Here is a 17,774-nt window from a genome sequence, read left to right on the forward strand (position 1 = left end):
GATGAACCGGATCCTCTAGGCCACGCCTCTGCCGCGAGGGATCAGACCCTGGTCACATCTCGGGTTCCGGTTCCCGGCCGGATGACGTAGATCCCGGACCCGGGCAGCGTCTCCCGCGAATCCTCCCTGAGCCGGTCGATGCTGATCTCAGCCGGCCATCGCGTGCGCAGTTCGGACCAGCGGACTCCCGCAAGGTCGACACGGGTGAGGTCGGCGCTGCTCAAATCAGCGGTGGTGAAATCATCCAGGACTTCGGAAAGGAATTCCAAGTCGAGGGTTTCCGGCTCGCCAAGCATGAGTAGCTCCCCGACCTGTACGGCCAGTGCCCGCGTGAGGTATTCCACCTCCCGTACGGCGCGGGTGAGCTCGCCGCCGCGCACCGCGAACATGAATACCTGGCAGGCGCGCAGGAACTCGGCGATCGCTGGGTGGTTTGCACTTCGTACGCGCTGGTCGATCGTTGCTGCCATATCTCGCACCAGGACCTGTCCGATCGCTCCGGCCTGGTCGATCGCCGGGTAGTGGGGTTCCAACAGCGCCACGATCTTGTGCGCCATGTCCCGCAGCCCCCACGCGAGTGCGGCCCGCCCATCCAACTCGTGGGCGATGCCTTGGGCGATGCCTTGGGCGACGAACGCCGCCCTCTTCAGGGGCATCCCGTGGTACCGGCCGAACCCGAGGCCGTAAGCGAGGTCCTGGGCCAGCACCACCGTCCGGATGAGAAGATCGGCAAGGATGGCGGACGTGACCAGCGGATGCTCGCGTAGTACGAGCCGCTGCTCGGGTTCGATCAGCTCGAAACGCTGGTGCATCAGGCCGACGTCGTAGAGGGGCGCGGCTGCCTCCTCGAACGCGGTCCTGGCTGTGGTGCGGGAGGTGATGGACGTGAGTCCGGCCTCGACGTCCAGCACTGCGTCCAGACCTTCGGTGAGATTCTCGTGGTGGGCGCAGAGCATCACCTCGCGCAGCCCGACCTCCGTGTCGAGATGACTGTCGAGCCCGTCCAGGAAAGTTTTCCGCAAAGCCGCAAGCTGGCTCGAGAATTCACGGGTTCGATGCTCCGGAACCAAATTCTCGCCCATCACTCCCCCTCTCGTTCGGTCATCTTCCTGGAAACAGCCAGACGCGCTTTGAAAAGGCTGGCCCTGGCCGCCGCCGATGTCATCCCCAACTCGGCCGCAATCTCCGTCGGGGAGTATCCGTCCAGTGTCCAGGCCATTACCTGTCGCTGCCGGGCGGGTAGGCCGCTCAGCAGATACAAGATCTCCTGCTGCCGCTCCCACTCCGCTGCCTCCCCTGGCGACGGCAGTACTGAGGTCGGTTCGAAATCGAGTTCCTCGATGCTTGTCTCGACCCGGCTGAAGGCGCGGACGAGCTTGCGGGACGCGACTCTTCGGCTCCATGCAGCCGGCGACTGAATACGGTCCCAACGCTCGTACGCCTTGACCATCGTGTCCTGGGCCAGCTCCGCGGCCAGGGGTGCCGACGCCCCCAGCCACATCAAGAACGCGACCAACCCGCGGAGGCTCGTGCGATAGAAGTAGGCGAACTCTCCGTCCCGGGGGCTGGTCTCGGTCCCGCTGGCGGAGTCCGGCAGGCGTCCGAGGGGTGCTGCTGAGACAGCCTCCCCGTCTGGGCCGGTTTCACTCATGCGCGCCGTGACCTCGCTTCTCCTGCCGCACCGGCCCCCCAAGGTCGTCTTCGTCGGCACCACGCAGCGCGAGGACGATCACGACCGGAGGGGGTGGAGATACCGGGAGCGTGCTGCGTCGGCGTTCTCGTAACTGCCCCACGAGGGTGAGCGAGGCCGCCACCACCCCCAGGACAGCTGCCACCACCGAGCCCATGACGGGATCCACCAGCACTCCCTGCTCTCGTTCAACACTTCTACAACTAAGAGTCACGAGAAGGCGGAAGCGTTAACTAGTCCAAGGAACCAATTCTGGCCGACTTGCAGCGGTCCTCCCCAGGGCCCGCCCGCAGCCCGGCGGCCTCGTGGCGGCCCCGGTGGCCCTCCCCGCAGGCGCGGGGGTCAGCCGTACCGGCGCAGTACCGTCTCGCGCCAGTGGACGTCCTCTCCGCAGGTGCGGGGCAGCCGGACGCCGACCGCGAACCCAGCGACACGATAGTGTCCTCCTCGTGCAGCGGGGGGTGATTGCGAACGGATCGACGTCGGCGACGCGAGCGCCTTCCCGACCGCCGCCCACCTCGCCTCCTACGTCGGCCTCGCCCCAGCAACCCGCAGTTCCGGCTCACCCACACAGGCCAAGGTCAAGATCTACAGCTGGTACTAGGTTCACCATGAGATCGGGTACAGGTTTCATGGCACAGTCCTCCTGCGGTGCCTTAGCGTCGTGCCATGACGATTCCAGCTGGACTGAGACGCACGGTCCTCCGGGCGCAGCGGGACACCGGCTTTCTTGCCGCTGGTGTGCTGCCGCACCTGGCGCTGGTGCCCGTGTGGGCCTGGGCGGCGGCGACTACCGCCAGGACGGGGAACTGGCTCCTCACGGTTTCCGTGTCGGCCGTGCTGGTCCTGTTCGGAGCCCCGGTGCTGACGGCCGTTCAGCGGGCTCGCTACCGGGTGCTCATCGGTGTGGACGTCCCCCGGCTCACCCCCACCGCGCCGGAACAATGGACGTGGGCCGCGACCGCCCGGTGGCTCGCGGCGACGCGGCCTTGGCGCAAGATCGGCTATCACCTCCTGCTGGGCCCGCTGCTCGCACTGCTGGAGCTACTGGTGCTCGCGGTGGCAGCGGCGTGCCTGGCGGGCGTCGTCGCCTACGCCTGGTCATGGGCGCTGCCGACCGGAGTCCGCCAGGACTGGTTCGGCCACCTGACCCAGCTGCCGGCTTACACAGCGGTTGGACTCCTCCTCCTGTGCGCCCTGCCCTGGACCGCGCGGGCAGTAGCCCGGGCCGAGGCGCGGCTGGCGTTGGGCCTGCTCGGGCCGAGCCGGGCGCAGCGGCTCCAGGAGCGGGTCGACCAGCTGGCCGTGAGCCGGACCGACTTGATCGAGGCCGTCGACGCGGAGCGCCGCCGGATCGAGCGCGACCTGCACGACGGCACCCAGCAGCGGTTGGTGTCTCTCGCGGTCAACCTGGGTCTGGCCATTGCCACCTGCCCGGACCTGTCGAGTGATGCCCGCGAGGTGATCGCGAGAGCGCACCTGGAGGCGAAGGAGGCGATCGACGAACTCAATGACCTGGTGCGCGGGCTGCACCCGGCCGTACTCGAGGACCGGGGTCTGGACGCGGCGTTGTCCGGGCTGGCTGCCCGCACGCCCCTGCCGGTGCGGCTGCGGGTCGATCTGGAGGAGCGGGTGGCGCCCGACGTGGAGTCGGTCGCGTACTTCGTGATCTCTGAGGCGCTGACCAATGCAACGAAGCACGCCAACGCGGTGCGTGCAGAGGTGATAGTCCGCCAGGTCGGCGAGGTGCTGCGAGTGCGCGTTAGCGACGACGGGCTGGGCGGTGCCGACGCCGCCGCCGGCACGGGGCTGACCGGGCTGGCCAAGCGGGTCGGCTCCCTCGACGGGGCCTTCCACGTCAGCAGCCCCGTTGGCGGGCCCACCACCATCACCGCGGAGCTGCCGTGCGCGCGGTGATCGCCGAGGATTCGGTGTTGTTGCGGGTCGGCCTGATCAAGGTGCTGGAGATGGGCGGGTTCCAGGTCGCCGCGGAAGCCGGCGACGCGGAGGGGCTGTTGGCGGCAGTGGCGGAGCACCGGCCCGAACTTGCCCTGATCGACGTCCGGATGCCGCCCGGCTTCACCGACGAGGGGGTGCGGGCGGCGATGGAGATCCGCCGGCGCTGGCCGGGGACGCCGGTGGTGCTGCTTTCTCAGTACGTGGAGGAGCGGTACGCGGCCGACCTGCTGTCTGCGAACACCAGCGGTGTGGGCTACCTGCTCAAGCAGCGGGTTGCCGATGTCGCCGACTTCGTGGCGGCGGTCCGGCGAGTGGCGGACGGGGGCACGGCCCTGGACCCGCAGGTCGTCGCCCAGTTGCTGCTGCGGCGCGACAGCGACCCGCTCTCGCGGCTGACCCCCCGCGAACGGGAGGTGCTCGGCCTGATGGCCGAGGGGCGCTCCAATGCCGGCATCGCGCAGGCGCTGGTGGTCAGCGAGAGCGCCGTGGCGAAGCACATCAACAACATCTTCGCCAAGCTTGACCTGCCCGTGGTCGACGCGGACCACCGCCGCGTCCTGGCCGTGCTGCGCTTCCTCGGAGCGTCCCGGGCCTGACCTTCCCATCTGTGATCACGATCCACGGCTGGAGTGCCTAGCGACCGGCCGACGGGTGCCACTCGCGGCGGAGGAGGCCGAAGACCCAGGAGTCGGAGACGTCGCCGTTGACGACGCAGTCCTCGCGGAGGGTGCCTTCGCGGACGAAGCCGAGCTTCTCCAGGACCCGGGCGGACGCCGCGTTGCGGGTGTCGGTCTCGGCCTGGACGCGGTTCAGGTCCAGGGTGTCGAACGCCCACCGCAGGACGGCGTGCGCGGTCTCCGTGGCGTAGCCGTGGCCCCACGCGGCGGCGTCGAAGACGTAGCCCAGGGACGCGCTGCGGAAGTCCGGGTTCCAGCTGGTCAGGCCGCACCAGCCGATAAACGCACCGTCGGAGGCGCGGTCGACGGCCACCCGCGCTCCCGTTCCTTCCTCCTCGATCGTCCGGCAGGTCGCGATGAAGCGCTGGGCGCGGGCCGGTTCGGTCCACGGCGAGGAGTCCCAGTACCGCAGCACGTGGGCGCTGCTGTGCAGTGCGTAGAGCGGTGCCGCGTCGGCGTTGGTGAACGGCCGCAGTCGCAGGCGGGCGGTGTGCAGCTCCGGGGTGGGCAATGTCATGCGGAGCATCCTGCCGCGTCACGCGCGCCCCCGACCATCCGTTTATCCGGCATCCCGTCGGTTGCCGGCCGGGTCGGCCACCCGCGCAAGCGCCCCGAGGCCCTACTCGGCGACAAGGGCTACGACAGCAACGCCAACCGTCGCGAACCGCGCCGCCGGGGCATCCTGCCGGTCGTCTCCCGACGTGGCGCACCCGACATCCAGGGCCTGGGCAAAATGCGCTACGTCGTGGAGCAGACCTTCGCCCTGCTCACCAGTTCAAGCGCCTCGCCATCCGCTGGGAACGACGCCTGGACCTCCGCGACGCCCTGATCTCGCCCGCCTGCGGTCTGATTTGCTGGCGACGACTCAAGAGGGCTGCTGCGTAGTCGCGGTACGCGCTTCGCCGCCCGTGTACGGCGGTTACCGATACGAGTGATCAAGTTCGACAGCTCGTTCGAGGCGACTGCTCAAAGATCAAGCTGGTAGCGGCTCCATAGTCTCGGCCGGTCCGGTCGGTGCACCGCCCCGCACGGCAAGAATCGCGCCTCGCCGCTGACATGCCGGGCCGGGCCGGGAAAACCCTTCGACCAATCACACGTCGATCCGGCACCCTCCCCAGCATGACCACGCCCGCTTTCATCCCCGGTCTGGAGCTCTCCCGGCGCTTCTACCTCGAAGCCGTGCGCCCCGTGCTGGACCAGGCGGTCCCCGGGATCGTGCACTCCGCCGCCCGTCTCGGCAGCGGCTCGGAGGTCCTCGGATTCGACACCGCCCGCTCTGCGGACCACGAGTGGGGTCCCCGCCTGCAGATCTTCCTGAGCCCGCGGGACGCCGCCCGCCACGCCGCAAGGATCAGGGAACTGCTCTCCGACCGCCTGCCGAAGACCTTCTGCGGCTATCCGACCCACTTCGCCTCCACCGGCGAGGCGGGCATCGGGGTCATGCAGGCGACCGACGGCCCCGTCCACCACCGTGTCGACGTCACTGACCCTGGAGCCTGGTTCACCGCTCAACTGGGCTTCGACCCGCGCAAGGACGTCACCCTGACGGACTGGCTGGCCACCCCCACCCAGCTCCTCGCCGAGGCTACCGCCGGTGCCGTCTTCCATGACGGACTCGGACAGCTCGCACCGGCCCGCGCCAATCTCGAGTGGTATCCCCGCGATCTGTGGCTCTACCTGCTCGCCTGCCAATGGCAGCGCATCTCCCAGGAAGAGGCCTTCGTCGGCCGCTGCGGTGAAGTAGGCGACGAGCTCGGTTCCGCCGTCGTCGCCGCCCGGCTGGTGCGAGATCTGATGCGGCTGTGCCTGCTCATGAACCGACGCTACCCGCCCTACAGCAAATGGCTCGGTTCCGCCGTCGCCCGCACCCCACAAACAGCCGTCCTCACCCCTGTCCTCACCGCCGTCCTCGCCGCCACCGACTGGCGCACCCGCGAACAGCACCTCTGCCGCGCCTACGAGGCCGTCGCCGATCTACAGAACCAGCTCTGCCTCACCGACCCGGTCGCCCCCGCCACACGGCCCTACCACAGCCGGCCCTTCCAGGTCCTGCACGCCGAACGCTTCACAGCCGCCCTGACCGCCCGCATCACCGATCCCGCCGTCCGCGCTCTGCCGACGGTCGGGGCCGTCGACCAGTTCATCGACAGCACCGACGTCCTCGGCCGCCCCGAGCTGACACGCGCAGCCGCCCATGCCGCACTCACCACCCCGAAACGATGAACCCGGCCCCGCGACGGGACTACCGCGCCCAGCGTCCCATCGTCGGCGCGGTGCCGATCAGGCACTCGATGTCGGTCGGGAAGCCGACGAGGGCGTAGGCGGTCAGGCGCAGGTGGCCCTCCAGGCAGACCAGGCTGTCCTGCCTCTCGCCGACGAGGATGAGCGGAGGGAACCGCTCGCCGTTGATGAGGGCGTCGGCTGCGTCGATGAACGGTTCGTTGGGCACGTCGAACGCGCGTAGCCCTGCCCTGATGCGTGCGGCCGCGTCGGTCGGCCGGCGGCTGCCACCCGACAGCTCGACCCAGTAGGAATAGGCGAGGTAGCGCACGCCGGCCGCCTCATCGGCGGACAGGAGTGCCCTGGTCCACGTGACGCGGGCGGGGAAGTACTCGAACAGATCGCGGTTCTCGCCGTACCCGCGCACCGCAGCGAGCAGAGCGCGACGTGCGAAGTTCGCTCCAGCGTCGGAGAGGTTCGGATGCATCAGCAACTGCTCGGCCTGCCCGGCTGCCGCCAGGTGGGACCGGAGGTTCCGGCCGAACCTCCGGCTGGACAGCTCGCCGCTCAAGAAGCAGGCGACCATCTCGTCCTCACTGCTCTCACCCAGTACCTGCATGACCCTCAGCATAGGATCGACCTCGTTGCGCGCCGCAGCCTGCTTGCACGTCATCTCATCCACAGGTCTTGACTATTGCTCCCGCCCGTCCGAGGCCGGCAGATCTTCAGCTACTCAGCGGTGGGCTTCTGCCTCCAGTCCCGTTCCCCGAGGCGCTTCATCCGCCAGCTCGGCAGCGGGTGACGGGCCTCTGTGGTGAGGAAGTGCATCATGTCGATCAGCATGCGTCGAACGTCCGCAATGGGGACAACCAGTTCCTCCCACTGGTTGTAGCGGGCGTGCAGGCGAATCCGGTCGTCGGAGACACGCTCCAGCAGGCAGCTTTCCACCCCCAGCCGGAGCTCATCGCCAGCTTCGATCCTGAGCCACTGCAGGAGGACTGACGAGACCATCCAGTCCGGCCCGCATTGGGAGACGCTCTCCTCTGCTGCCCAGCACAGCGCCTGGGGCGTTCCTTGAGGAGCGCTGATGACGGTGGTGTCGAAGACGGAGGCAACACGATGGGATGCCCCGTCCTCGCCCCTGTCAGAGCAGCCGGTCGTGTCCATGCACAGCCGACGCCGAGTAGGAGCGTGCGGTCAGGTCTACGGCCGCGGCCGACGGTTGCGCACCGCCGCGAACGTCTCCGGGTGGTAGATCCCCTCGACCCCGTACGGCAGGAGCTTCGGGTCGAAGTCCACCGCCCGGCTGGCCAGCACCAGCAGCTCGGCGGGGCGTTGCTGCGTCAGTTCGGCCCGTACGTGTCGGCGAGGTGCACGCGCAGCAGCCTGCGCGTCGCCTCCCAGTCCCGGGCTGTCCTGAGCCCTCACATGACACCGCCCGTCACTCAGCTCCGTGGTCCTCTCCGTGGTCCTCTTGGAATCGACGGAGCGATCCGTCACCGTCCCGCCACCCTGGCCCTGCACGGGGCGCAGGCGTGGACGCCGTTCTCGCCGTAGCGGTGGATCGGGTCCCCGCAGCCGGCACACGGGCCGATCTGCCAGGGCTCGCAGCCGTGTGCGAGGGCGGCTTCGCGGCGCTCGGTCTGGGTGGCGGCCAGTCGGCGGTCCTGCCGGGGCACGGTGAACAGCCGCCTGGGGACGTCGTCGAAGGTGTGGAGGCCGCTGCCGGCGGAGTTGCCGCGCCTGGGGCGGGGGTCGTTGAAGGTGAAGGTCTCCTCACCGTAGCGGCAGGTGGCGTCGAGTTCCTGCTGGGTGTAGGTGATGTCGGCGTCCCGGGCCTGGGTTTCGGCCGGGGAGTCCGCGTCCTCGTCGGGGCCGAACATGTCGTGCCAGCTGTCCCGGTCCGCGACGGGCACCCACATCCGGGAGACGTGGCGCGGGTCGCGCTGACCGGGGATCCGCATGGGGACGAAGTCGCCGTTCGCGCTGTCGACGACGAGCCGGTCGACCTCGGTGGGCGGCCGCGCGGGCAGGCACAGGGCCGGCAGGAACCACTCGGCGTGGAACCGGCCGCAAGAGCTGCCGTTGTCCGGGCAGGGCCGCACGCTGCTCGGCAGGCACTTCCAGCGCTGCAGGTGGCGCACGCCTGCGCGCACCACCATGGAGAGCGGGGAGGCGATCTCCTTCCAGCTGAAGTCGTCTACGCGGGCCCACGGTGCGCGCTCGATCACCGCGGAGCTGTCGGTGTTGGTCACCCACAGCGGCACGATGCCGTGTGCGGCGGCCGTGCGGGAGCGGCGGCGGACGGTGTCGGCGCTGATCGGTGAGTACTGGGCCTCCCAGCCGATCCGCCGGCCCCCGTCGCCGGTGACGAGGACGTCGGTGCGGATCCGACCGTCGCTCGTGCGGGCCTCGACCTGCACGTCGAGGCCGTGGCGCTCGGCGGCGCGCGCGATCCGCTCCTTCATCGCCTTGTGCTTCGCGCTCTCCTCCGCGGTGGGGGTGTGACGCACCGGCAGGTGGGCGGCCACCCACGTGGTGTGACCGCCCACTGTCCTTCGGCGGATCGTCATCCACGGGGGCCGGCCGTCCTCCTCGGCCTGGCAGGCCCCGTCGCGGTGATGTTCCAGGCACTCCAGGAGTTCGCGCTCGCGCTGGTCGATCGGGGTGGTGATTTCCTCGAGCAGGCCGGGACGGTCCGGCTGGTCGAGGTCGGGCATGGTCAGGTTGATCTCGATGCCGTACCCGGTGTGGAAAACGCCGTTCGCCATATTCGGAGAATAGGAACAGGGTCCGAAAATTTAAACACCACTGCGAACGTTTGGGATCGTCGAAAATCACTGCCGGACCACAGGCGCCCCACAATCAACTATCCCGAAAATGCGTTCGAACCGCCAGCGTCGCGCGCCCCACCGCACGGGGTGGGGTCGATTCATAGATCTTTTTCTGCCGCGGGGCTGTCGGGTCCTGGTGCGCCGGCTGCGCATGGCGACGGCCCGCGGTCGGGTCGGTCGTTCCCACCCCTTGCCGACGGCCCCGGAGAGCCGGGTGCGCAGGGTTGATGCCGTGTCACCGCGAGTGCGACGTCGCGCGCCCGGCGCACGCCTTTGTCGATCATGGCGTTGAGCAGCTGATTTATCGGGCCTCGCGCCAATTTTGCCGCAGCCCAGAGCGCGATGCCCGAGGCCCTCCCGCTTCGGTCAGGCTGCACCTTCGAGGTGTGCTGCCCGCCACCCGGCGCACGCCGAGTGGCGAAGCCGCTCCAGGGCCAGGAACAGTCGATACATGACACAGACCACATGGACCGAAGCCAGAATTGAGCTCCCAGCCTCCGAGGGCGGCCACGCCGCAGACACAGGCTTGGCCCTTATCGGCCCAGATGGCTGGGTGCACGTCAAGCCGGACATCAGCGGCGGCGGGGGCTTTAGGTCCTACCCGCCCCACGCGGTCTTCAAGATCACCTGGAAGACCGATCCGTGGTCCGCAGACCAGTAGCGCACGCGGAAGGGCCCCGGCACCGAAGCGGCGGGGCCCTGCCTGCTGCTACGCCGCGTCGTCCGGATCGAACCCGGCCCCGACCGCCGCCCGCCGCGCCCATTCCGGCACCGGGGCGCGCGCCCTACGGCGGGCGATCGCCAGTCGTGAAGCCGATCAGTAGGTTGTCACGGTCCGTGTCGGCGGCTGGCCGCGACGAGGAGGAGTCGTTTCCGGAGCAAGGGCGGCTTCGCTCGACCGAACATGCCGCGCTTGAGGGCCTTGAGGTCGTTGACGCGGCCCTCGACTGGGCCGGATGACCAGTCGGTGCCCATACCGAAGGCGACGGCGTCGCAGTCGGGCAGCAGATCCAGGGGCCGACGCGTCTCGCAGTCGACCAGGATGGTGCCGTACCGGCGGTCCTTCCTGGTCGCGAACTCATCGATGCCCACCACCCTCGGGGCCGCCCAGAGCGGGTCCGGCAGCGCCATGACCAGGCGCAGGACCGTCATCCGGCTGGCGACGATGCCGAGCAGCAGCCCCGGACGCGCCACCGCGCGGGCCGCCAGGACCACACCCGGCGCCGCGAGCATCCGCTGCAGGACGGGCGTGCGCCGACCGTAGCGGCAGGTCAGCCCCTCGACCTGCTCGGCGAACGTCACCCGCTGACACGCGCTGTTGTCTCAGAACAGCCGGCGCACCGACAGCTCGATCACGACGCCGCGCCCGCCGCACGGCGCGTCCGCCAGGTGCCGACCGTACCGGCTGTGCACCCGGCCGGACGCCACTCCGCAGTCGGGACGGGGCACGAACCCGCCCTGCGGTGTGGACGCCTCGATCACTGTTCGGCCGTCCCGTACCTCTATGCACTCGACCCGCACCCGCGCGAGGGAGCAGAAGGAGGATGTCATCACGCTCGGTCAGCATCCAGCTGGAGGTGACAGTACGGCGCTCCCGACGGCCGCGTCGATGACGGTGGCCAGGATGCCGCCGGCGAGAACGCCGAGGTGGTTGGCGTGCCGACGGAGGTACCGAACGCCCCGTCAACACCCGGGCCCGCGTGGACGTCAGCCCGTGACGCCCCTCGTACACCCTCCGGCTCTTCACCGCCGCGGGCGAACTGCCGGCCTGCGGCCACGGCACCGTCGCCGCCCTCGCGCTGCTCGCCCACCGTGCCGGCGGCGACGCCTACCACGCCGTCCTGCGGACGACCCACCGCGGTTTCGACGGCCGGGCCACCCGCGACGGTGACAGCCTGACAGCCTCCTTCGACCCGGGCCCGGTCAGCCTGCGCGAAGCCCGAGGCCCCGAACTGGAGGCGGTCACACAGGGCCTCGGACTGACCGCGGAGGCGGTCGCCGGGGACGCCTGCGTGGCGTCGAACGGGCGGCCGAGACTTCTGCTGCCCGTCCGGTCCCGGGCCGTGCTCGCCGGACTCACCCCGGATTTCCCCCTGCTGCGCGCGGTCTGTGACCGCTACGGCCTACTGGGCTGCTACGCCTACTCGCCCCCGGACCGGCACGGCCGGACGGCAGCCCGGATGTTCGCGCCGTCGATCGGCGTCCCCGAGGACGTCGCCAACGCCAACAGCACGGCCTGCCTGGCCGCGCACACGGCCGGATCGGGCATGGACCGCCTCGTCGTCGACATGGGCGACCACCTCGGCCGCCCGTCGACCGTCCACCACGACGGCCCGGAGCGCCGGATCCGGGTCGGGGGCCGAGCGGCGATCGTGCGGACCCTCGTGCGCTGAGGCCTGCGGCGGTCAGGGCCGGTCGGGCCGGGTGCGGAGCAGACCGGCCCACGGGCCGTCGGCCGGAGCGGCCAGGACGAGGCGTTCGATCTGTGACCGTTGCACCGCACGCGACGACCGGCCTCCCTTGTGAGGTGAACGGCATTCACCTAGGGTGGTGAACGCCGTTCACCTCAGAGGGGGATTTCGCCGTGCCCGCTGCTTCGCGACCGCCGACGTCCGCGACCGCCGACCGTGGTGTCATGACCGTCCTGGCGGCCGGCGGCATCGTCACCACGCTGGTGCAGACCGCGGTCGTGCCGCTGCTGCCGCAGCTGCCCCACCTGACCGGCGCGGCGCCGGTCGACGTCGGATGGGTGGTCACGCTCACGCTGCTGACCGGCGCGGTCGCCACCCCGCTGCTGGGGCGTGCCGGGGACATGTACGGCAAGCGGCGGATGCTGCTGCTCGCGCTCGGGGCGCTCGCCGCCGGGTCGCTGGTGTGCGCGTTCGCCGCCACCCTCCCGTGGCTGTTGGCAGGGCGGGCGCTGCAGGGGGTGGGCGCGGCGGTGGTGCCGTTGTCGATCAGCTTCCTGCGGGGTGTGCTGCCGCCGCAGCGGACGGGTTCCGCGGTGGCGCTGATGAGTTCGACGGTGGGCATCGGTGCGGCTCTCGGCCTGCCCCTGGCCGCGCTGCTGGTGCAGTACGCGGACTGGCACGCGATGTTCTGGGCCATGACCGTGCTCTCGGCGGGCGTGCTCGCCCTGGCGTGGCGGCTGCTGCGGGAGGAGCCGGTCCGGTCACCGGGGCGCTTCGACCTGCTCGGGGCGTGCGGGCTGAGTGCGGGGCTGGTGCTCCTGCTGCTGGCGTTGTCCAAGGCGGGCCAGTGGGGCTGGGGCAGTTGGCGGATGCTGGGCCTGTCGGGGGCGGCGCTGCTGATCCTGGCGGGCTGGACCGTCCACCAGCGCCGCGTGCCGCGGCCGCTGGTGGACGTGCGGCTCGCGATGCGTCCGGCGGTCCTGCTGCCGCACCTGGCCGCGTTGCTGGCCGGGTTCTCCTTCTACGCCAACTCCCTCGTCACCGCGCAACTGGTCCAGGCGCCCCGGGCCACCGGGTACGGCCTCGGGCTCTCGGTGATGGCAGCGGGTGTCTGTCTGCTGCCCAGCGGTGTGATCATGGTGCTGTGCGCTTCCCTGTCCGCCCGCCTGTCCGCCGCCCGCGGGGCCAAGGCCACCCTCACCCTGGGCACGGTGGTCATCGCGGCCGGCTACGGTCTGCGCTTCGCGGAGAGTCGGCAGTTGTGGGCGGTCATCGCGGACGCGGCCGTGGTCTCGGTCGGCACCGCGCTCGCCTACTCGGCCCTGCCCATGCTGATCATGCGGGCGGTGCCGCTGGAGCAGACCGCGGCGGCGAACGGCCTCAACGTCCTCATGCGCACCATCGGGCAGGCGCTGTGCAGCGCGGTGGTCGCCACCGTGCTGGCGCAGCACACCCGCCTGTTCGCCGACCCGGCGGGCGCGGCCGTGGCGGCGCCGACCCTGGACGGGTACCGCGTGGCCTTCGCCGCGGCAGGCGCGGTCGCGCTGCTGGCCTGCGCGGCCGCCTGCCTCATCCCGCGCCGGCCGCGACCGACGCCGTTCCCCCTCCAGGAGACTGACCAAGATGCCCGATCCGAGCTCCGCCTCCCCGCGCAGCGCCCGCCCGCGAACGACGCCCAGGAACCCGCCGACACCGGCACCGCCGCCGCCGACGCCCGACCCGGCCCCGGACCGGCCGGCACGACCGCGTGACGCCGACGCCCGCCGCGCGGACATCCTCGCCGCCGCCCGGCGCGCCTTCGCCCGCCACGCCTACGCCGACACCACCATCGCCGCCATCGCCGCCGACGCGGGCGTCAGCCCGGCGCTCGTGATGAAGTACTACGGCAGCAAGGAACAGCTGTTCACCCAGGTCTTCACCTTCGACGCCGACGCCACCGCCCTCTTCGACGCCCCCCTGGACCGCCTCGCCCGGCACATGGTGCTGCACCTGCTCGCCACCCAACGCGGCCAGACCCGCGACCCGATCCTGCGCATCGCCTTCTCCCGCCACCACCTGGAGCTCGGCGGGCAGGCACGGGCCAACTTCCGCACGCAGGTCATCGACGCCCTCGCCGCCCGCCTCCCCGGCCCGGGCGCCCCGCTGCGGGCGGAGATGGCCGTCGGCGTGCTGCTCGGCCTCGGCGCCCTCTACGCGACCGTCCAGGCCGACCAACTCACCAGACTGGACCCCGACGAAGTCGCCGACCTGTACGTCCCGCTCCTGTACCCCCTGCTCTGCGGCGAGGCCCCGACGGACCGGTGACCGCCGAGCGACCGAACGGCCCCCTGCCGGGAGGGGGCCTCTACATCCGCTGTGCGACCCGGCCGCAGTGGACGACGACGACCGGGGCGAGGAGCAGCCCGGCGCCCGGTCAGCGCAGCGGCTCGGCCGACCGGGCCGTCCGGGCTGAGGCCTCCGGCAGCAGTTCGGCGGTGCGGTCGGCGACCTCGTGGTGCAGGGCGTCGCGCACGGCGCGGACGGCGGGCCTCGTCACCGCCTCCCGCCGCACGGCCAGCGTGATCGGCAGGCGGATGTCGACCTCGTCGGCCAGCACCCGCCGCAGCCCGGCCCGGCCGGCGAGGAAGGCCGGCAGCACGCCGATGCCGGCTCCCAGCCGGGTGGCCTCGACCTGGGCGAAGACGTTCGTGGAGGAGAACGCGGGTGTGACGCCCGGCAGATGGCGCTCGATGTCGAGGTCGCCGACCTGCAGCATCGACTCGACGTAGAAAACCAGCGGATGCTCCCGAAGGTCGGCGACCGTGCCGGGTGCCCCGCACCGCGCGAGGTACTCGTCGCCGGCGTACAAGCCCAGCGCGTAGTCGGTGAGGTGTTCGGTCACCAGTCGGCTCCTGGGCGGCCTGCCGATGGTCAGGGCGAGGTCGAAACCGGCCGGGCGCAGGCTCAACTGGCGTGTCGCCGTGATGAGTTCGGCGTGCAGTCGGGGGTGGCTCCGACGCACCCGGACCAGCGCCGGGGCGGCGAAGACGGTACCGAAGCCGTCCGGGGCACTGACCCGGACGGTGCCGTGGAGCGACGGCGCGTCCTGACCGGACACCGCGTCGACGACCCGGACGAGGGCGTCCTCGATCGCGCGGGCGCTCTCGGAGACGGCCTTTCCGACGTCCGTCAGGACCCAGCCCTCCGCGCCGCGCTCCATCAGCCGCACGCCGAGCCTCGTCTCCAGCGCGGTGATCCGGCGGGACACGGTGGTGTGGTCCACCCCGAGCACCTCGGCCGCGGTCACCAGAAGCCCCGTACGGGCGACCGCGAGCAGGTAGCGCAGATCGTCGGCGCGGAGTGCGCGCGGATCGAGGCCGCCGCGGTCCGTCCGCGCGGGCGGGACGGCGGGCGGGACGGCGGGCGGGACGGCGGGCGGGACGGCGGGCGGAGTGTCGCCGACCGGGTCGTCGCCGGCCGGGCGGGAACGGGAGGGCACCGGATCAGCGTATCTGCGTTTCCGCACACCCCGTCTGCACGATTGGCGGTTGAACGCACACCCGCGCGGGCGGCACAGTCGGACCTCCCCGGCCGGTGCACCTGGCCGCCGTTCCTCCCACCGTCGAGGGGTCCTCCATGGTCGCCAGTCTCTCCCTGCCACGGATCATGCGCGTCGGCCGCGGCGCCGCCGAGGAGTTGGGCGAGGTCGTCGCAGGGCTGGGGCTGAGCCGCCCGCTCCTCGTCACGGACGCGTTCCTGGTCGGGACCGGCGCGGCGGACCGGCTGGCGGAGACGCTGCGCAAGGCCGGGCTGCACCCGCGGCTGTTCTCCGACACCGTGCCCGACCCGACGACCGACTCGCTGGCCCCGGGCCTGGAGGCCCTGCACGACCACCGGGCGGACGCGGTCATCGGGTTCGGCGGCGGCAGCCCGATGGACAGCGCCAAGGCCCTCGCCCTGCTGGGTGTGCAGGGCGGCCGGATGCGCGACTACCGGGCGCCGCGCGTCAACCACGGACCGGCGCTCCCGGTGATCGCCGTGCCCACCACCGCCGGCAGCGGATCGGAGGCGACCCAGTTCACCGTCATCACCGACAGCGGCACGGACGAGAAGATGCTCTGCCTGGGCCCGGCGTTCCTGCCGCTCGCCGCCGTGGTCGACGTGGAACTGACCATGTCGATGCCGCCCCGGCTGACCGCCGACACCGGCGTCGACGCCCTCACCCACGCCGTCGAGGCGTACGTGAGCCGCCGGGCCAACCCCTTCTCCGACGGCCTCGCCCTCACCGCGATCGGCACCATCGGCCGCCATCTGCGCCGGGCCTACGCGGACGGCTCGGACACCCGGGCCCGCGAGGCCATGATGCTCGCCGCGACCCAGGCCGGCATCGCCTTCTCCAACTCCAGCGTCGCCCTCGTCCACGGCATGAGCCGCCCGATCGGCGCCCACTTCCACGTCGCCCACGGCCTGTCGAACGCGATGCTGTTCCCCGCGGTGACGGCCTTCTCCGTGCACGCGGCGCCCGACCGGTACGCCGACTGCGCCCGCGCCCTGGGAGCCGCGACCGCCATGGACGCCGACGAGGTGGCCGCCGACCGGCTCGTCGACGAACTCCGCGGCCTCTGCCGGGACCTGGACGTACCCACGCCCCGGAGCCACGGCATCGACCGGGAGGCCTGGATCCGCCTGACGCCCCTGATGGCCGAGCAGGCCCTCGCCTCCGGCTCCCCCGCCAACAACCCCGTCGTGCCCACCGCCGACCAGATCCAGGACCTCTACGGCCGGATCTACGCCTGACCCCGTGCCACCGCGCGCTCCCGCCTGCCCGTCCGGCGCCTGCCCGACCGGGCAGGCGCCGGGCAGGTTCCGGACAGGCACCGGACAGGCACCGGACAGCAGGTCAGCGCGTCAGACCGCCCGGGTCTGCGCCCAGGTGTAGAGGAGGCGGGCGCTGTCGCCCAGGCGGGTGGCGAAGAGCGTGTCGGCAGGCCCGCCCGCGAGTTCCTCGCCGGTGGTGGTGACGCCGACGACGGTGCCGACGCCGGTCCGGGTGTCGAACTGTGCGAGGTGCGGGCCGCCGCTCGCCCCGTGCCCCATGTCGCAGGGCTCGCCCCACAGCAGCGGGGCCTTCGTCCCGGGCCGGGCCGGTCCCGCGCAGTGGATCATGCGCGATCCGGCGTACTTGGCATCGGGGCTGTTGAGCCGGTCCTTCGGGTACCCGAAGGTGTGGACGAACTCACCCTGCACGGGCCTGGTGAAGGCGATCCGCTGGCTTCCCGTGACGTCCGCGATCCGTCGCCCGCCGGCCGACGGGTTCACCACCAGCACTCCCGTGTCGTACCCGGCGACGGCGATCACCTCGGAGTTGGTCGTGCCCGGGTCGGCGTCCCAACGGGAGGAGGTGGCCATGGACTTGATGCTGAAGCCGCCGAGCGGCTTCGTCCCGTTGCGGTAACCGGGCACGAAGTGGAGGTTGTGGTTCCAGGTCCCGTCGGCGGCGGGATCCCCGACGCCGCGCAGACAGTGCGCCGCCGTGATGACGGTGCTGCGGTTCGCGCCGGTGACGACCGTCGCGGTGCAGCTGCCGTCGTAGCCGTCGGCGAAGGTGAAGAAGAGACGCCCGATGCTCCGGTCCGCCGCTCCGGCGTGCGTCCAGACCGTGCCCGGGTCCGGTGTGTTCGCGGGGAGCGGGCGCGGATCGTCGGGCGTGTTGTCGTCCTCGGGCACGGGGGTGATCTCGGGGACCATCGCGCCGGCCAGCCTCATCCGGTCGGGGGTCCAGTAGGTGTCGATCCGGCTGCGCTCCTGTTCGGTGGTGGCGCCGGCATGCGTGGTGACGGACGCCGGCTCCGCGGCGGAGGCCGCGGTCGGCAGCAGCACCGCCGTCGTCGTCACCGCGCTCAGCAGGAGGGACCCGGCGGCGGCGAGCCGGCGGGGGGACGGGCGGCGGCGCACGTTGGTGCGGTGACCGGTGGTCGGACCGTGTGTATGTGACATGGGTGGC

The 17,774-nt window shown here is 71.4% G+C and carries 17 protein-coding genes and 2 pseudogenes; 8 read left to right on the plus strand and 11 right to left on the minus strand.

What is annotated here, in order from left to right; all coding sequences use genetic code 11:
• Positions 1-41: 41 nt before the first annotated feature.
• A complete protein-coding gene (locus tag ACGFZP_RS26705; protein WP_392937726.1) occupies positions 42-1,082 on the minus strand; it encodes a hypothetical protein in 1,041 nt (346 codons plus the stop codon).
• The gene (locus tag ACGFZP_RS26710) at positions 1,082-1,651 is read right to left on the minus strand and encodes an RNA polymerase sigma factor (RefSeq protein WP_392937729.1); all 570 of its coding nucleotides are present in this window, start codon (positions 1,649-1,651) and stop codon (positions 1,082-1,084) included. The genes ACGFZP_RS26705 and ACGFZP_RS26710 overlap by 1 nt, the downstream gene beginning before the upstream one ends.
• A gap of 520 nt (positions 1,652-2,171) precedes the next feature.
• Here ACGFZP_RS26710 and ACGFZP_RS26715 point away from each other — a divergent pair.
• The 3 genes and pseudogenes from ACGFZP_RS26715 to ACGFZP_RS26725 form a co-directional block, all read left to right on the plus strand.
• A pseudogene (locus ACGFZP_RS26715) lies at positions 2,172-2,255 on the plus strand (transposase); the annotation flags it as partial.
• A gap of 104 nt (positions 2,256-2,359) precedes the next feature.
• A complete protein-coding gene (locus ACGFZP_RS26720; RefSeq protein ID WP_392937731.1) occupies positions 2,360-3,607 on the plus strand; it encodes a sensor histidine kinase in 1,248 nt (415 codons plus the stop codon).
• The gene (locus tag ACGFZP_RS26725) at positions 3,595-4,245 is read left to right on the plus strand and encodes a response regulator (protein WP_392937733.1); all 651 of its coding nucleotides are present in this window, start codon (positions 3,595-3,597) and stop codon (positions 4,243-4,245) included. The genes ACGFZP_RS26720 and ACGFZP_RS26725 overlap by 13 nt, the downstream gene beginning before the upstream one ends.
• A 37-nt stretch (positions 4,246-4,282) precedes the next feature.
• On the opposite strand, the gene ACGFZP_RS26730 is transcribed toward ACGFZP_RS26725, so the two are convergent.
• A complete protein-coding gene (locus ACGFZP_RS26730; RefSeq protein WP_392937736.1) occupies positions 4,283-4,843 on the minus strand; it encodes a GNAT family N-acetyltransferase in 561 nt (186 codons plus the stop codon).
• Between the two features lie 602 nt (positions 4,844-5,445).
• On the opposite strand from ACGFZP_RS26730, the gene ACGFZP_RS26735 reads away from it, so the two are divergent.
• Positions 5,446-6,549 (plus strand): DUF4037 domain-containing protein, encoded by a 1,104-nt coding sequence (locus ACGFZP_RS26735; RefSeq protein ID WP_392937739.1) that lies wholly within the window; start codon positions 5,446-5,448, stop codon positions 6,547-6,549.
• 19 nt (positions 6,550-6,568) lie between these two features.
• On the opposite strand, the gene ACGFZP_RS26740 is transcribed toward ACGFZP_RS26735, so the two are convergent.
• The 6 genes from ACGFZP_RS26740 to ACGFZP_RS26765 all read right to left on the minus strand — a co-directional run bounded on the left by ACGFZP_RS26740 (position 6,569) and on the right by ACGFZP_RS26765 (position 10,934).
• Positions 6,569-7,219, minus strand: coding sequence for a hypothetical protein (locus ACGFZP_RS26740; protein WP_392938123.1), 651 nt, complete (start codon positions 7,217-7,219; stop codon positions 6,569-6,571).
• Between the two features lie 56 nt (positions 7,220-7,275).
• On the minus strand, positions 7,276-7,713 hold the full coding sequence (locus tag ACGFZP_RS26745) for a hypothetical protein (protein ID WP_392937741.1): 438 nt from the start codon (positions 7,711-7,713) through the stop codon (positions 7,276-7,278).
• A 36-nt stretch (positions 7,714-7,749) separates the two neighbouring features.
• Positions 7,750-7,974 (minus strand): hypothetical protein, encoded by a 225-nt coding sequence (locus tag ACGFZP_RS26750; RefSeq protein WP_392937744.1) that lies wholly within the window; start codon positions 7,972-7,974, stop codon positions 7,750-7,752.
• A 68-nt stretch (positions 7,975-8,042) separates the two neighbouring features.
• On the minus strand, positions 8,043-9,317 hold the full coding sequence (locus ACGFZP_RS26755) for a hypothetical protein (protein ID WP_392937747.1): 1,275 nt from the start codon (positions 9,315-9,317) through the stop codon (positions 8,043-8,045).
• A gap of 891 nt (positions 9,318-10,208) precedes the next feature.
• Positions 10,209-10,682, minus strand: coding sequence for a hypothetical protein (locus ACGFZP_RS26760; protein ID WP_392937750.1), 474 nt, complete (start codon positions 10,680-10,682; stop codon positions 10,209-10,211).
• Between the two features lie 21 nt (positions 10,683-10,703).
• A complete protein-coding gene (locus tag ACGFZP_RS26765) occupies positions 10,704-10,934 on the minus strand; it encodes a hypothetical protein (RefSeq protein ID WP_392937753.1) in 231 nt (76 codons plus the stop codon).
• A 182-nt stretch (positions 10,935-11,116) separates the two neighbouring features.
• Here ACGFZP_RS26765 and ACGFZP_RS26770 point away from each other — a divergent pair.
• The 3 genes and pseudogenes from ACGFZP_RS26770 to ACGFZP_RS26780 all read left to right on the plus strand — a co-directional run.
• A pseudogene (locus ACGFZP_RS26770) lies at positions 11,117-11,773 on the plus strand (PhzF family phenazine biosynthesis protein); the annotation flags it as partial.
• Between the two features lie 242 nt (positions 11,774-12,015).
• Positions 12,016-13,542, plus strand: coding sequence for an MFS transporter (locus ACGFZP_RS26775; RefSeq protein ID WP_392937754.1), 1,527 nt, complete (start codon positions 12,016-12,018; stop codon positions 13,540-13,542).
• Positions 13,543-13,564: 22 nt separating this feature from the next.
• Positions 13,565-14,095: a TetR family transcriptional regulator gene (locus tag ACGFZP_RS26780; protein WP_392938126.1), complete on the plus strand. Its 531-nt coding sequence runs from the start codon at positions 13,565-13,567 to the stop codon at positions 14,093-14,095.
• A 109-nt stretch (positions 14,096-14,204) separates the two neighbouring features.
• Here the strand turns inward: ACGFZP_RS26780 and ACGFZP_RS26785 are convergent, their stop codons facing one another.
• Complete coding sequence (locus ACGFZP_RS26785) at positions 14,205-15,269, minus strand: LysR family transcriptional regulator (RefSeq protein WP_392937757.1); 1,065 nt, start codon at positions 15,267-15,269, stop codon at positions 14,205-14,207.
• A 137-nt stretch (positions 15,270-15,406) separates the two neighbouring features.
• Between ACGFZP_RS26785 and ACGFZP_RS26790 the strand changes: the two genes are divergently transcribed.
• Positions 15,407-16,567, plus strand: coding sequence for an iron-containing alcohol dehydrogenase (locus ACGFZP_RS26790; RefSeq protein WP_392937759.1), 1,161 nt, complete (start codon positions 15,407-15,409; stop codon positions 16,565-16,567).
• A 111-nt stretch (positions 16,568-16,678) separates the two neighbouring features.
• On the opposite strand, the gene ACGFZP_RS26795 is transcribed toward ACGFZP_RS26790, so the two are convergent.
• Positions 16,679-17,767, minus strand: coding sequence for a trypsin-like serine peptidase (locus tag ACGFZP_RS26795; protein WP_392937761.1), 1,089 nt, complete (start codon positions 17,765-17,767; stop codon positions 16,679-16,681).
• Positions 17,768-17,774 lie beyond the last annotated feature (7 nt).

The sequence above is a fragment of the Kitasatospora sp. NPDC048239 genome (assembly GCF_043202015.1).
Lineage (GTDB): Bacteria > Actinomycetota > Actinomycetes > Streptomycetales > Streptomycetaceae > Kitasatospora.

Coding starts and splice junctions, on each gene's coding strand:
- ACGFZP_RS26745 (WP_392937741.1), bottom strand. CDS start 7,713: ATGGACACGACCGGCTGCTCTGACAGGGGCGAGGACGGGGCATCCCAT.
- ACGFZP_RS26740 (WP_392938123.1), bottom strand. CDS start 7,219: ATGACGTGCAAGCAGGCTGCGGCGCGCAACGAGGTCGATCCTATGCTG.
- ACGFZP_RS26710 (WP_392937729.1), bottom strand. CDS start 1,651: ATGAGTGAAACCGGCCCAGACGGGGAGGCTGTCTCAGCAGCACCCCTC.
- ACGFZP_RS26755 (WP_392937747.1), bottom strand. CDS start 9,317: ATGGCGAACGGCGTTTTCCACACCGGGTACGGCATCGAGATCAACCTG.
- ACGFZP_RS26775 (WP_392937754.1), top strand. CDS start 12,016: ATGACCGTCCTGGCGGCCGGCGGCATCGTCACCACGCTGGTGCAGACC.
- ACGFZP_RS26730 (WP_392937736.1), bottom strand. CDS start 4,843: ATGACATTGCCCACCCCGGAGCTGCACACCGCCCGCCTGCGACTGCGG.
- ACGFZP_RS26720 (WP_392937731.1), top strand. CDS start 2,360: ATGACGATTCCAGCTGGACTGAGACGCACGGTCCTCCGGGCGCAGCGG.
- ACGFZP_RS26705 (WP_392937726.1), bottom strand. CDS start 1,082: ATGGGCGAGAATTTGGTTCCGGAGCATCGAACCCGTGAATTCTCGAGC.
- ACGFZP_RS26795 (WP_392937761.1), bottom strand. CDS start 17,767: ATGTCACATACACACGGTCCGACCACCGGTCACCGCACCAACGTGCGC.
- ACGFZP_RS26790 (WP_392937759.1), top strand. CDS start 15,407: ATGGTCGCCAGTCTCTCCCTGCCACGGATCATGCGCGTCGGCCGCGGC.
- ACGFZP_RS26735 (WP_392937739.1), top strand. CDS start 5,446: ATGACCACGCCCGCTTTCATCCCCGGTCTGGAGCTCTCCCGGCGCTTC.